11 protein-coding genes are annotated in these 14,170 nt (G+C 45.6%); 10 read left to right on the forward strand and 1 reads right to left on the reverse strand.

Translation table 11 applies throughout. The features are described from left to right. Positions 1 to 163 precede the first annotated feature (163 nt). Positions 164 to 1,192 carry a GGDEF domain-containing protein gene (locus OX890_RS12090; RefSeq protein WP_259528897.1) on the forward strand — a complete coding sequence of 343 codons (1,029 nt, stop codon included), beginning with the start codon at positions 164 to 166 and terminating at the stop codon, positions 1,190 to 1,192. A 260-nt stretch (positions 1,193 to 1,452) separates the two neighbouring features. Here the strand turns inward: OX890_RS12090 and OX890_RS12095 are convergent, their stop codons facing one another. Then, positions 1,453 to 4,158 carry an acetate--CoA ligase family protein gene (locus OX890_RS12095; protein WP_087486481.1) on the reverse strand — a complete coding sequence of 902 codons (2,706 nt, stop codon included), beginning with the start codon at positions 4,156 to 4,158 and terminating at the stop codon, positions 1,453 to 1,455. 277 nt (positions 4,159 to 4,435) lie between these two features. On the opposite strand from OX890_RS12095, the gene OX890_RS12100 reads away from it, so the two are divergent. From OX890_RS12100 to cheD, 9 genes are read left to right on the forward strand one after another with little or no spacing between them, the layout of a single operon-like run. Next, positions 4,436 to 5,578: a methyl-accepting chemotaxis protein gene (locus OX890_RS12100; RefSeq protein WP_268649278.1), complete on the forward strand. Its 1,143-nt coding sequence runs from the start codon at positions 4,436 to 4,438 to the stop codon at positions 5,576 to 5,578. 14 nt (positions 5,579 to 5,592) lie between these two features. After that, positions 5,593 to 5,877, forward strand: a complete 285-nt coding sequence (locus OX890_RS12105; protein WP_006086737.1) for an STAS domain-containing protein — start codon at positions 5,593 to 5,595, stop codon at positions 5,875 to 5,877. Positions 5,878 to 5,885: 8 nt separating this feature from the next. Then, entirely contained in the window at positions 5,886 to 7,619 is a 1,734-nt protein-coding gene (locus OX890_RS12110; RefSeq protein WP_268649279.1) for a SpoIIE family protein phosphatase, read from the forward strand. A 3-nt stretch (positions 7,620 to 7,622) separates the two neighbouring features. Beyond that, positions 7,623 to 7,988, forward strand: a complete 366-nt coding sequence (locus tag OX890_RS12115; protein WP_006086735.1) for a response regulator — start codon at positions 7,623 to 7,625, stop codon at positions 7,986 to 7,988. A 17-nt stretch (positions 7,989 to 8,005) separates the two neighbouring features. Beyond that, the gene (locus OX890_RS12120) at positions 8,006 to 10,192 is read left to right on the forward strand and encodes a chemotaxis protein CheA (RefSeq protein ID WP_268649280.1); all 2,187 of its coding nucleotides are present in this window, start codon (positions 8,006 to 8,008) and stop codon (positions 10,190 to 10,192) included. Between the two features lie 10 nt (positions 10,193 to 10,202). Then, a complete protein-coding gene (locus OX890_RS12125; protein WP_006086733.1) occupies positions 10,203 to 10,715 on the forward strand; it encodes a chemotaxis protein CheW in 513 nt (170 codons plus the stop codon). A 5-nt stretch (positions 10,716 to 10,720) separates the two neighbouring features. Further along, positions 10,721 to 12,715: a methyl-accepting chemotaxis protein gene (locus OX890_RS12130; RefSeq protein WP_259561470.1), complete on the forward strand. Its 1,995-nt coding sequence runs from the start codon at positions 10,721 to 10,723 to the stop codon at positions 12,713 to 12,715. After that, positions 12,716 to 13,561 (forward strand): CheR family methyltransferase, encoded by an 846-nt coding sequence (locus OX890_RS12135; protein ID WP_259561469.1) that lies wholly within the window; start codon positions 12,716 to 12,718, stop codon positions 13,559 to 13,561. Beyond that, complete coding sequence (cheD, locus tag OX890_RS12140; protein ID WP_006081683.1) at positions 13,548 to 14,168, forward strand: chemoreceptor glutamine deamidase CheD; 621 nt, start codon at positions 13,548 to 13,550, stop codon at positions 14,166 to 14,168. The genes OX890_RS12135 and cheD overlap by 14 nt, the downstream gene beginning before the upstream one ends. The last annotated feature ends 2 nt before the right edge of the window (positions 14,169 to 14,170 follow it).

Below are 14,170 nucleotides of genomic sequence, written 5' to 3' on the forward strand. Positions count from 1 at the left end.
TTAGTTTGGTGTCGTCAATTCAAGTTCTAACTTAAAAGAGGATGGTGGCATCCTCTTTTATTTTGTCGCCTATCATAATAATTGATTTCTCCCATATCCAAATCGAAGCACTTGAGTTAACTTAATGCATACAAAAACATAACAAGTCTATGGTTCGCGATTTATGTCTTCTACTGCAGAAAATAAAGAGCTTGATTCTGCCGCGCAAATTTTGCGTTTGGCCGTACCGCAAATGTCTGCCCTCGATATCCCCGTTACACCTGAAAACTACACTGTTTGGTATGAATATTTTGCAGGGACAAATCTCGATTTAAACCGTGCGATTGATGGCTTTCTGGCAAATTCGGTCTCTTTTACCAAGGAGGTCAACACCAGCCTGTATAAGAACTTTATTCAAGAACAGTCACCCGAAGTGATTGAAAATGTGCAGATTGAAACGCAAATCCTGATCAATAGTTTGTTAAGTAAAATCAGCCAGTTGAGTCAAGGCACCGCGGCGTTTTCAGGTTCATTAGCCGAGTTTGGTTTACGCCTACAGACGAATCCCGACATTAATACCTTAAACGAGCTGGTTGACGGTGTAGTCGATGAAATGCAGATGCTACTCATCAACAACCGTGAGATGGAGCAAAGCCTGTGCACCATGGGCCAAGAAGTGCAAAATCTTAAATCGGAAATGGAAAACCTGAGCCTGGCAGCGATGACTGACCAATTAACCTCGCTGCACAATCGCCGTGCCTATGAGTTAAGTATTCAAGATCAAATCTACCTCTCCCAAGATCACCAAACCCGTTGCAGTCTTTTGCTGATCGATATCGATAATTTTAAAGCTTTTAATGATACCTATGGCCATTTAACCGGCGATAAAGTGTTGGCCTATGTCGCATTAGCCTTAAAACAATGTGTGCGAGGGGATGACTTTGTGGCGCGCTATGGCGGCGAAGAATTTGTGGTGGTGTTACCGAACACTCATTTTCACGATGCATTACAAGTGGCTGAAAATTTACGGGAACGTATTTCTGAGCGCCGCTTAACCATAGGGAAAGACAAAAAGCTTTCCCTTGGCGCAATTACTGTTTCGATTGGTCTCGCTTCATTACAGCAAGGCGACGATGCAGAAACCCTATTCAGTCGCGCCGACAAAGCGCTGTATCAAGCGAAGGCTGAAGGCCGTAACTGCGTGAGAGGTTAATCAGATAGGTTGAATCGTGATTGAGTTTTTGCTGGTTCAGTTACAATTAACCTGTTGATTTTACTGAGTTTATTCAGCCAGCGGTTCACGGCCTTGGCTCATTACCCATACTCTTCTCAAGCATCCTGACATTTGAAGTGATTAATCGATAAGACTAAGTTACATAAAAATTGAACTATGTAGTTGTACTATAGATTTCAGCAGATTTGATAAAAAAACGCCGCAAATCATTGCGGCGTTTTTGTCAGTTTGGATAGCCGCTATTTATCACTGGGCGGTTTTAAATCCATATGCATTTTGATCAAATGCTCCTCCATGTCGAAGCTCACCTTAAAACCGAGACTCTTGGCAAGGCTGGCCATATTGCGATTCTCGAACATGGTAAAGCCGGTGAGCACAGGCGTATCGTTAGCTTGATAATACTTAATCAGTTTTTCGAGCAACAACTTACCTAAACCTATTCCTTGATGATCGCCGCGCACTGCCATGGCAAACTCGGCCTCAGTATTGTCGGGGTCGATGGACGCACGCACCGCACCTAAAGTGATGTCATCCCCATCTGGGCCTTTGGCGGTGGCGATAAAAGCCATCTCACGGGCGTAATCGATTTGGGTCAATACCGCCATTTCCTCATGGGTCATTTTCGAGCGCACCCCAAAATAGCGTTTGTATCTGTCTTCATCGGATAACGAATTATCGAAGGCCAGATGCTTGGGCTCATCTTCGGGCAGAATCGGTCTTAGCATCACCTTTAGGCCATTTTTGAGCTCGGCAACTTCTTCTAATTCCTTCGGATACGGCATGATGGCCATGCGCGATGAACTGTCGGCATTGGCATCGTGCAAACGGATATTCACATCGAGCAGAGTGATGTTTTCACCCGCGGCTAATACTGGGTTTAAATCCAACGAAGCGATTTCGGGGCAATCGATAATGATGTGGGATATTTGCGTTAGCATCACGCACAGGGCATTCATGTCTAAACCGAGCGGTAAATGCCTGTCCTTCAACTTATGGGTCTTTAACGCTTGGATCACCATGTAACGCGCCAGTGCCATATTCAGTGGCGGCAGGGCAACGGCGGCGTCATTAGTCGGATCCCATTCAGAACCGCCTTCACCAAGACAAATTGCCGGACCAAAGACGGGATCGCTTATCACGGCAACACGGATTTCCTGTGCGCCAGCGGTCAACGCCATCTTTTGCACTATCATGCCTTCGATAATGGCTTCTGGATTGGCTTGATGCACCCTTTGAGTAATGGCACTCGCGGCGTGGCGGATATCTTCGGCCGAGGTTAGATTGAGCATCACTCCGTGCACATCGGACTTATGCAAGATATTCGGAGACTGCACTTTTAACGCTAAGGGATAGCCCGCTTCATTAGCGATGGCGACCGCTTCATCGGCATCTTTCACAAACCAAGTGTCTATCGTGTTAAGCCCATAGGCACGCAAAATAGGACTTGCCTCGTGGGTTTCGAGTACAGATTTACCTTTCGCTTGAGCTGCTTGCAGTAATGTGCGCGCCGTGTGGCTATCGGTAGGAATATTGTCGGGGATCGATTGCGGTACTTCTTGCAGCAGTTTTTGGTTGCGGCGGTATTCAACCATGTGCATAAAAGCACCCACGGCGCCTTCGGGCGTACGATAGGTGGATATGCCGCCTTTAGTGAAGCGTTTTCGCGCCTGATAGGCAGAGTCTTCTCCGCTCCAGTTGGTCAAAATATTAAGGCGATTCTTTTTCGGATGCGCGTGGATCACGCTAATCAAGGCATCGGCGATTTCAACGCTTTCACCGAGCGCCGAAGGTGAGTGTAATACCAAAATGGCATCCAGCTCATTGGAATCCATCAAGATAGTCAAGGCTTTAGCATATCGTGACGCGTTCGCATCACCAATGATATCGATGGGATTTTGCCTTGACCAAGTATTAGGCAACACGGCCTCTAATTTCGCTATGGTGTCATCTGACAATTCAGCCAATTTACCGCCGCGCATAATGAGTTCATCCACAGCTAACACCGCGGGGCCACCACCATTACTGATAATCCCTAAGCGTTCACCTTGCAGCGGATTGGAATGCGCAAGGCTTTCAACCGCGGCAAAAAGTTCAATTAAGTCGTTAACCCGCAGCATACCCGCACGGCGAAATGCCGCTTCATACACGGCATCGTTACCGCCAACGCCGCCCGTATGTAATTTTGCGGCGCGGGCCCCTTCGGCGCTGCGGCCAGATTTAATCACCAAAATCGGTTTATTGCGTGAGGCGGCTCGGGCAGCGGAGAGAAAATGGCGTTTCTCATTCACAGAATCGATATAAAGCATGATGGCACTGGTGCGACTGTCGCGACCAAGGTAATCGAGCAATTCGTCAAAGTTAATATCGGTGGCATCGCCCAGAGAGATAAAGGACGAAAAGCCAATACCTTTGTTATTAGCCCAATCGAGTACCGTTGTACAAATGGCGGCCGATTGAGACACGAAGGCAATTTTACCCGGTAGGGCGCTGGCATGGGCTAAACTGGCGTTTAATCCTAATGGCGGCAGCAACATACCTAAGCTATTTGGCCCCAGAATACGCATCCCATAACGCTTGGCATTTTGCATGGTCAGGTCGAGCAGACTCACGCCATCCTCGTTAAATTCCTGCGCCATGCCCGACGCCATAATTATCGCCACTTTACAGCCAAATTGCGCCAGGGTTTCAACGATGGCGGGTACACGGCAAGCGCGGGTACAGATGACGGCTAAATCGGGTTTGATGGGTAACGCTTCAATATTGGGATAGGCGAGCACGCCCATCACAGCCCGATATTTAGGGGTGACCGGCATGATAGGACCCGAAAAACCACTGGAGAGCAGGTTTTTCATCAGCACATTACCCGCACGCTTTTCGGTATTCGAAGCGCCGATAATGGCTACGGAAGTCGGTTTAAATAAGGAGTGTAATGTACGTTGACTCATAAGCGATTCCATCCCAATCAATGACGTTTCCAGTGTAACCTAGGGTATGAGTACTGCCCAGTTTAAGTTTCGGGTTCGATTAAGGTAAGTTTATTAGCAAATCATGAATTTACAGCCATTTACTGAGAATCTGAGCCCAATTCTGTGGATTTATCCTGTGATAACTGCATTTTCCGCATTGCGACACGTAACAATGTGAAAAATTTCACTTTCATGTTTGAAAATTGCTTAGTACCAAACTACTTTTTAATCACTGTACAATTATTGTGAAATTCATATGACATACAAGGATGGGGTCGTTGCGTTACTTGCGGCAGGCGTTGGATATTTACTGGGTTTAATCACTTTATTGGCTATCGGGCCGATTATATCCGTGTTGATTATGTTGCTTTGGCAATTTTATCAGCACCAGCAAATGCAATCAGTCCAACTGCATGATGATAAGTCCTCAGACACCCAACTTGCCACCGACTGGCAAGCCCACATCAGTCTGTATCAAGAAACGATCACCACACTCAATAGTTGTGAATCTAACATTGACAGCGTACTTGCGGTGCAGGGCGATGCGGTCAATTTGTTGGGCGAGTCGTTCGATGGCTTAGGGCGATTAATGACGGAGCAAACAGGCTTCATTTCAGCGCTTGTCCAAAGCACTGATGATGCAGATCTATTCCATTCAGACCAAATGAAGCAATTCGCCAATAATACCTCTCTGACCTTAGAGCGCTTTATCCAATCCACCATTGAAATGTCGGCATCTACTATGGAGTTGTTGGAAAAAGTAAATCTCATCTATGAATCTATGCCCCAAGCAATGAAAGCCTTACAGGATATAGACCAGATTTCTTCCCAGACCAATTTACTCGCCTTAAATGCGGCCATTGAAGCGGCGCGGGCGGGTGATGCGGGCAGGGGATTTGCAGTGGTTGCCGATGAGGTGCGGGCTTTATCTACCCGCAGTGCTGGTTTTAGTGAAGGTATTCAAAAGCAGCTTAAATCGATTCAAGTTCAGATTGAGCAATTAACCGTACACGTGAGTAAAGTTGCCGCACAAGATATGACCTATATTATTGATGCAAAAAAGGATATTGATACTGCACTAAGGCAGATTATCGTCAAAGCAGAGAAGGATTCTCAAGTGATTGCACGCATAGATTCATCGGCACATGAACTCGAACAAGCTATCTCAGATACGATCCGTGGCTTGCAGTTCAGTGATATCACCTCCCAAAGCCTGATTTACACCAATCAATCCCTACATCACTTAAAAGAATCGCTCAATCACATCACCAACATGTCGCAACAGGAATTTGGCATACAAGGTGATGGCATCACGACACAAATGAGTCGCCGACGCCAGGAGACGCATAATCCCGTATCGAGGGATCAAATAACCTGTGGTGAAATTGAACTCTTTTAATTAGGGATAGCATAATGTCAAATATTAAAGTTATTTCATTGCCAGAGCGCTTTGACTTTTATTACCACAAGAAATTTACCAGTGATTATCAAGAGATGTTAACCCTCCCAGAGGTTAATCATATTATTTTAGATTTTAGCCGAGTGCTTTATTTGGACAGTTCTGCTTTAGGCATGATGGTACTGCTGCATCGAAAGGCGCAGGAATTACATATTTCAACATCTGTCAAAGGGGCACATGGACAGGCGAATGAAATCCTAGATATCGCCAATATGCAGAAAATATACATCATAGAGTAACACTCGTTATGGTATCACTTACTCAGCCTGAACATTTTATATTAGTTGTCGATGATGATGCTATTGCGAGTCAGAGGATCAGTGATTTTATTCATAGTAAAGGTTACAACGTGATTGTTTGTAATGATCTCGAGGAGGTATTTTTTGAAATAACGCAAAATACGGTTGATTTAATCCTGATTAACTACTGGCTCAAAGATGGCACTGCACTAGCGTTACTGAATAAGTTGAACGAGGAAAAACAAGAAACGCCTGTTATTGTGATGAGTGAGACTAAAGAAAGCCAAAACGTGTTAGCGTGTTTTAGTATGGGGGTATTAGATTTTGTCGTTAAACCGATCAACGTTGAAATATTTTGGTATAAAGTTGAATGCTTACTTAGCCGTGTGCAACTACAACATAAAGTCGAACAACAAAGAATTGAACTCGAAAAAATGCTTTATGAGAAGGCCAGAGAAGAACACATGGCCCGGCATTTGTTTGAGCACTTAGTTAATATTGATAATACTGATTTTGATTTTGTGCAGACCTACTGCCAAGCAAGTGCCAATTTTAGTGGTGATATTATCCTTAATGGCATGGCACCTAATGGCAATTTCTTCTTAATTCTCGCCGATTCAACGGGTCATGGCCTGAGTGCAGCCATGCCGATTATGCGCGTCGCGAGCACATTTAGAGCCATGGTTTCAAAGGGGTTTTCTTTAATAACGCTGATCTACGAGCTGAATGCTAAGGTTCATCGCGAGAATCCAGAAGACAGATTCGTAGCCTGTATTATTTTGGAAGCCGATTTTAATCGCAATAAATTACACATTTGGAATGGCGGTATGCCGCCTGTGTATATTCAGGCTGATGAACACGCCAAGTTACCGAATACTGATATTGAAGAACGACATATTTTAAGTTCAGATAGCCATAAAGCGATAGAACAATTTAAATCGACCAATATGGCACTGGGTATATTGCCGCCACATACTTTTATTGCTGATATTTTTACCGTTGATTTACCGATTAATGGCCATGCCTGTCTTTTTAGTGACGGTTTAATTGAGCAATATACCCATGAAGAACGCCCATTTGGTATTGATAAATTAAAAGCGTTGTTTATTAATTTATCCGGTGGTCTTACCCATTATTTGAATGAAAATATGCATGAGTACTGCTCTGCTGAAAATATTGCAGATGATATTACGATTTGCACTTTAGATTTCGAGAAACTAAGCCGTTGGCATCAAAGTCGAGAAGTCAGCCGAGTGCAATCTATTATGGACGGTGAGTTTTGTTGGGATGTCAGCATCGCCGGACCTATGTTACTCAGCGCTGACTATTTAAGCTCATTAAATCAATTTTTAAGCATATTTGGCTTTGCCACTCATTTCTGCCAACGGGTTTTTACTGTCGTCGCAGAGTTATTTAGCAACGCCATTGACCATGGTGTACTAAAATTAGATTCACGGCTAAAAAACGATCCAGAAGGCTTCGAACTGTACCATAGTATTAGGGACAGTTTTGCTGACAGACTTACATCAAACGATTGGGTGAAAGTGAGCATTATCTGGCGCTCGTCGAAAAACGAGTTACATATTAGTGTGAGCGACAGTGGAAAAGGTTTTGCGGGTAATAAAAACCTCATTGCTGACATTCCTCAGTTGTCTGGTCGCGGTCTCTCACTGGTGAAAACATTATCTAAGACCTACGAATTAGTATCCCCAGGGAATATAACTAAAGTCATAATGGAATAGCGCATGAGTAAAAAAATATTAATTGTTGATGATTCCGCTGCGATTCGACAAATGGTCGAAGCGACCCTTAAATCGGCTAACTATCAAGTGGTGCTGGCCAAAGATGGTCGAGAAGCCCTCGATATCTGTAACGGGCAGAAATTTGATTTTATTCTGACTGATCAGAATATGCCGCGAATGGATGGGCTGACCTTAATTAAATCCTTACGTGCTATGTCGGCATTTATGCGAACTCCGATCATTATGCTTACGACCGAAGCGGGCGATGACATGAAGGCGCAAGGAAAAGCGGCAGGTGCGACGGGATGGATGGTAAAACCCTTTGATCCTCAAAAGCTGTTGGCTATTACGGCAAAAGTGCTGGGTTAACTGCAACGGGGTGCACTATGTCCATCAATATGGCCGAGTTCCATCAGGTCTTTTTTGAAGAAAGTCATGAACATCTTGAAAATATGGAACAATTGCTATTGGCATTGGACCTTGCTTCTCCCGATCCTGAAGAACTGAACACTATTTTCCGTGCCGCCCACTCGATTAAAGGTGGCAGCGGTATTTTTGGTTTTACCGCACTGACCAGTGTCACCCATGTGATGGAAAACCTGCTAGATAAAACCCGTAAGGGCAACTTCCAACTCACCTCATCGATTATCGATTTACTGCTGAGTACCGTTGATACGCTATCTCATATATTGAGCCTGTACCGCGAAGAAGAACAGATTGATTGGCAGGAGGTGGAGTACAGTAAAAGTCAGCTGGTCGCAGCGTTAAATGGCGAGTCTTTTAGCTCATCGGTTGCAGTACGCAATGGCACTGATGCTGCTAATGCTCCGATTTTTCCCATTATCCAAGCCGAGTCAGTGGAGAAGGTGGAAGATCAGGGTTTTGGATTCTTTGAAGATGAAATGGCTCGCGATATTGCTATTGAAGGTGAAGACTTTGGCTTTTTTGAAGAGGCTTATCAAGCCGAAGAAATCAGCGCACAAAGTGTCATAAATGATGTAAGCAATACTGAGAAAGCGGCAGAGCCCATTGATTTCACATCCGATGATGAATTAGGCTTTGGCTTTTTTGAGGCATTAACGCCGGAATCCTTCGCCAATGAAATCGAGTTACTGAGCTCAAAGCCAGTAGCGCCTAAGGTAGTTAAACCCACCACAGTTGCCAATCAAGCTGAAGTCAACGCAGATAGCAGCCAAGCAAAACACCGCATATTTAAAGAAAAAGAGAGCGTTACTGACGCCAAAGTGTCGCCTGCTGTAAGTGTTCCCGCGAGTGTTTCTGTAAACCCTAGCTCGCCTGCAGCACCTTCTTCAAATGCAACAAGTCCAAATACGGCATTCAGTTCATCCGCTATTCCCCAAAATACGCCTCAAGAGGTGAAAGCTGCGACTAAGAAACCTGCCGCGTCGGCCCAGGATGCTACTTTAAGGGTCGAAACTTCTAAAATAGATACTCTGGTCAATCTAGCGGGCGAGCTGGTGATCACTCAGTCCATGCTAACGCTTATTGGCAATGAAATGACGGGCGATTTAGGCGAACGCCTTAAGACTGCACTTACTGAATTGGAACGAAATACCCGTGAGATGCAAGAAGCTGTGATGTCGGTGCGTATGCTGCCGGTATCTTTTGTGTTTAACCGTTTCAATCGTTTGGTGAGGGATCTTTCTGAGCAACTGGGTAAAAACGTCAATCTCGTGATTGAAGGTGGCAACACAGAAATTGATAAGGGCATGATTGAAAAGCTTGTCGATCCACTGACCCATTTAGTGCGCAATAGCTTAGATCACGGCATCGAAAAACCTGAGAAACGACTCGCAGCGGGTAAATCCGAAGTGGGCGTATTGTCCCTAAAAGCCAGCCAAAGGGGTGGCAATATTGTTATCGCTGTACACGATAACGGCGCAGGTTTAAACCGTGAGCGCATTATTCAAAAGGCGCGGGAAAATGGTTTGCAAGTGGCTGATAACATTAGCGACAAGCAAATTTGGCAATTGATTTTTGCCGCAGGATTTTCAACCGCGCTGGAAGTCACAGATGTGTCTGGCCGCGGTGTCGGTATGGATGTGGTGCGCCGTAATATTGAAGCCTTAGGCGGACGCATTGATATTGAGTCGACTGAGGGTCAAGGTTCAACCTTTGAAATCCAATTGCCACTTACGCTGGCGATTGTCGATGGTATGACGGTTTCTGTGGGAAATCAGATCTACATTTTGCCTTTAGTGCACATCATTGAATCTATTCAGCCGCAAACTGAACAACTCAAATTTCTAGCCAAAGAAAGACTTTTAAAAGTACGTGAAGAATACTTACCCCTGCTAAACCTTTATCAGCTGATGGAAATTGAGCCCAATGCTAAGAGCACTGAAGAGGGCATAGTGGTATTGCTCGAAAGCAACCACAAGCGCTTTGGCCTGTGCGTTGATGCCTTAGTTGGCCAGCAGCAAGTCGTGATCAAGAGTCTTGAAAAACATTATCGCAGGATCCCCGGAGTTTCCGGCGCCACCATCATGGGCGATGGCAGCGTAGCTTTGATCCTCGATGTCGAATCGCTCGCTCTGCACATAAAAAATTAAGGAAATAGCCATGGAGAGTCGATCAACTATGACTGCCAAAGTGGAATACAACTCCCATGATGAGGTGGAGTTTTTGAGTTTTATGCTGGGCGAAGAGCACTATGCCCTCGATATTATGTCTGTGAAAGAAATTCGCGGTTATGAGTCAGTCACCAAAATTGCCAACGCCCCCAGCTTTATAAAAGGCGTGATTAATCTACGCGGTGACATAGTGCCCATAGTGGATTTACGGATGAAATTTGCTGTTGGAGCAGTCACTTATAACGAGTTCACTATCGTCATTATGCTCAACGTGTTCGAGCGCATTGTCGGCATAGTGGTCGATGCCGTATCCGATGTGATTAAGCTATCAGCGGAGGAGATCTTACCCGCACCAGAATTTGGTGTGGCGTTCGATAGTCGCTATCTCAAAGGCTTAGCCACAGTCGAGGATAAGATGATCATTTTAGTAAATATTCAGGCTCTGATCAGCAGTGATGAGCTGGGTCTAATTGATGCAAATAGTCTGACTGATCAGGAGTAACAATAATGAGTATCTTCAATTTTTTTGGCAATGATGAAGCGCGTGAACAAAGGGATGAAGAGCGTCAGCGCTATTTTCAGCTACTCGATAATAGTGGCAATAGCTTCATGATTGCTGACAGTCAGCGCAATATCATCTATGCGAATAAAGCCGTCGTCCGCTTGCTGCAAGAGGCCGAGGACGATATTCGTAAAGAGTTACCCCAATTCTCGGTCGCAAAACTGATCGGCAGTAATATCGATATTTTCCATAAAAATCCAGCGCATCAACGCAATCTTTTAGAGCGTTTAACTCAGTCCCATACTGCACAAATCACCATTGGCAAGCGTACCTTTAGGTTGATTCTGACGCCGATTATCACCTCTGAAAATAAACACTTAGGCACAGGTGTCGAGTGGATAGACCGCACCGAAAGTATTGAAGCCGAGCGCGCAACCCAGCGCATTATGGAAGCGCTCAACAATACCAGTACCAACGTCATGATCGCTGATGCTAACCGTACCATCATTTATATGAATCGCTCGGTCGAAGCCATGTTACGTCAGTCTGAGCATGAAATTAGGCAGGCTTTACCGCATTTTTCCGTGGATAAAATCCTCGGCAGCTCGATGGATATCTTCCATCGCAATCCTGCCCACCAAGCGAGTTTACTCGATAAATTAGACCGCAAATATGAATCGCTGATTAAGGTGGCCAGCTGCCATTTCCGTTTAACCGCCAGCCCCATAGTGTCAAAAGAAGGCGAGCGCTTAGGGACAGTGGTTGAATGGCTCGACCGCACCATTGAAGTGCAAACCGAGCAAGAGATTTCCCGCATTGTGACCGCAGCAGCAGCGGGTGATTTCTCCCAAAGGGCGGACACCGAAGGCAAGCAAGGTTTCTTCCTGATGCTGGCGAACAACTTAAATTCGTTAATTGAAACCTCAGACCGTGGACTGCAAGATGTGGCGCGCGTACTGATGGCGCTGGCGGATGGCGATCTCACCACCCGCATTTATAACGACTATGAAGGCACGTTTAATGATTTGAAAAACTACTCAAATCAAACCGCTGAAAAGCTATCTTTTATGATCCAAGATATTCAGCGAGCGGCGGATACCATTAATACCGCCTCAGCAGAAATTGCCCAAGGCAACGCCGATTTATCCAGCCGCACCGAAGAGCAAGCTTCGAGCCTAGAAGAAACTTCCGCCAGCATGGAGGAACTCACAGGTACAGTGAAACTCAATGCGGATAACGCCAGCCAAGCCAATGCCTTAGCATCTAAAGCTTCGGAAGTGGCAGTGGACGGTGGTGAGCTTATCCAGCAAGTCGTACAGACCATGGCATCGATTAATGAATCGGCGCGTAAGATTGCCGACATTATTGGTGTTATCGATGGTATTGCATTCCAAACCAACATCTTAGCGCTTAATGCCGCTGTTGAAGCTGCGCGGGCGGGTGAGCAAGGCCGTGGCTTTGCTGTAGTCGCATCAGAAGTGCGCAGCTTAGCCCAACGCTCGGCCAATGCCGCTAAAGATATCAAGGCATTGATCTCGGATTCCGTGTCTAAAATCGAGAGTGGCAACAGCCTTGTCGGTAAGTCCGGCGATACCATGAAGGAAATCGTCATCGCCATTAAACGGGTGAACGACATCATGGCGGAAATCGCCTCAGCGTCTAATGAGCAGGCAATCGGTATTGATGAAATCAGCAAAGCTGTAGTGCAAATGGATGAAATGACACAGCAAAATGCGGCATTGGTTGAAGAAGCGGCCGCCGCCGCTGAAAGCATGCAATCCCAAGCACAGCAACTCTCAGACAGTGTTGCAAGTTTTCGTGTAGACGATGAGGATGAAGCCCCAAGGCAGAGCAACGCGAGATTAGCGGCGCCCAAAGCTAAGGCGATGAAACCCATGAAGCAGCTTCAACCTATGGCAAAATCAAGGGTGACAGAGAAACCTAAAACCAATGCGATGAAGCCCATGAAGCAAGATCAAGATGAATGGGAAGAATTTTAATTGAGCGAAAACAAACCATTGGAGCGAGAGTTTGCCTATACCTCGGTGCACTTTAATACTGCGCGGACGACGCTGTACCGCTTAGCAGGGATCAAACTCGCCGATAGCAAGGATGCTATGGTGTATAGCCGTTTAGTGCGGCGGATCAGGACATTGAAATTAGCCGGATTCTCGGCTTATTTTGAGTATCTGTTAAGCCATGAAAACGAACACCAAGAATTTATTAATGCGTTAACCACCAATCAAACGGCTTTTTTCAGGGAACCGCATCACTTTGAGGTGTTAAAGCAATATTTAATCGATAATCCAGATACCCGCAGGATCTGGTGTGCGGCCAGTAGCACAGGGGAAGAACCATACTCGATCGCCATTGCTGTCGCTGAGCATTTTAATAGTTTTAAAACGCCTATCGAGATCATTGCCTCCGATATCGACAGCGGTGTACTAAAAAAGGCTGAAATGGGTATTTATCCCTTAGACCGGATTGATACTGTCAGCGATATCCGCAAGAAACGTTTTTTTCACCGCGGACGCGGTTCACAGTTGGGCAATGTGCGCGTGGTGCCCGAATTAAAACAAATGCTCAAGTTCACCCGCATTAATTTACTCGATTCTTTTTGGACGTTAAAAACGCCGATCGATGTGATTTTTTGCCGTAATGTAATGATTTATTTCGATAAAGAAACGCAGGAAGTCATTTTAAAACACATGATGAACTCCCTCAGCGAGGATGGGCTTTATATAGCGGGACATTCGGAAAATTTTAACATGTTCCCGCAAATTATCACTGCCGTTGGCCAAACAACCTATCGGCCAGTGAAGGGGCTCATGAGTGCTAAAACCTAATATCGAATATGCCATTACAGAGCCGAATCGCTATCATGACCATCATTTTGGTTGCGATGCGGTAAAGATATTACCCGGCGAGTATTTTGCCACCCGTGAAGACACCATGATAGTGACTGTGCTTGGCTCCTGCGTGTCCGTGTGCTTGTATGATCCTAAGCTCAAAATTGGCGGGATGAATCACTTTTTATTGCCAAGCGATAACAGCAATTGCACTGGGGTACTCGCTGACTCAGCCCGTTACGGCGTATATGCAATGGAGTTATTAATCAACGACTTGCTCAAGCTTGGCGCGCAGCGCAATTCACTCGAAGCTAAGGTGTTCGGGGGCGGCAATATGTTACGTGGCTTTACCGTGCACAATATTGGCGAGCGTAATGCCGAGTTTGTGATTGAATACCTCAATCTGGAAAACATCCCCATAATGGCCGCCGATTTACTCGATGTGTATCCGCGCAAAGTGTATTTTTTCCCCCATACGGGCAAAGTGAAAGTTCGCAAAATTAAAACCATGCATAACAGCACGATTCTTGACCGAGAAAGCGAGTACCGCTTACGGGTTCGTAATCTCCCCACGGGCGGCGACGTTGAACTATTTGGTGATTAAGT

Origin of the sequence: Shewanella sp. DAU305 (assembly GCF_026802235.1) — a bacterium.
Taxonomy (GTDB): Bacteria; Pseudomonadota; Gammaproteobacteria; order Enterobacterales; family Shewanellaceae; genus Shewanella; species Shewanella baltica.

Excerpts from the sequence above, each read along its gene's own strand:
- OX890_RS12090 (WP_259528897.1), top strand. The coding sequence starts at position 164 with ATGTCTTCTACTGCAGAAAATAAAGAGCTTGATTCTGCCGCGCAAATT.
- OX890_RS12095 (WP_087486481.1), bottom strand. The coding sequence starts at position 4,158 with ATGAGTCAACGTACATTACACTCCTTATTTAAACCGACTTCCGTAGCC.
- OX890_RS12100 (WP_268649278.1), top strand. The coding sequence starts at position 4,436 with ATGACATACAAGGATGGGGTCGTTGCGTTACTTGCGGCAGGCGTTGGA.
- OX890_RS12105 (WP_006086737.1), top strand. The coding sequence starts at position 5,593 with ATGTCAAATATTAAAGTTATTTCATTGCCAGAGCGCTTTGACTTTTAT.
- OX890_RS12110 (WP_268649279.1), top strand. The coding sequence starts at position 5,886 with ATGGTATCACTTACTCAGCCTGAACATTTTATATTAGTTGTCGATGAT.
- OX890_RS12115 (WP_006086735.1), top strand. The coding sequence starts at position 7,623 with ATGAGTAAAAAAATATTAATTGTTGATGATTCCGCTGCGATTCGACAA.
- OX890_RS12120 (WP_268649280.1), top strand. The coding sequence starts at position 8,006 with ATGTCCATCAATATGGCCGAGTTCCATCAGGTCTTTTTTGAAGAAAGT.
- OX890_RS12125 (WP_006086733.1), top strand. The coding sequence starts at position 10,203 with ATGGAGAGTCGATCAACTATGACTGCCAAAGTGGAATACAACTCCCAT.
- OX890_RS12130 (WP_259561470.1), top strand. The coding sequence starts at position 10,721 with ATGAGTATCTTCAATTTTTTTGGCAATGATGAAGCGCGTGAACAAAGG.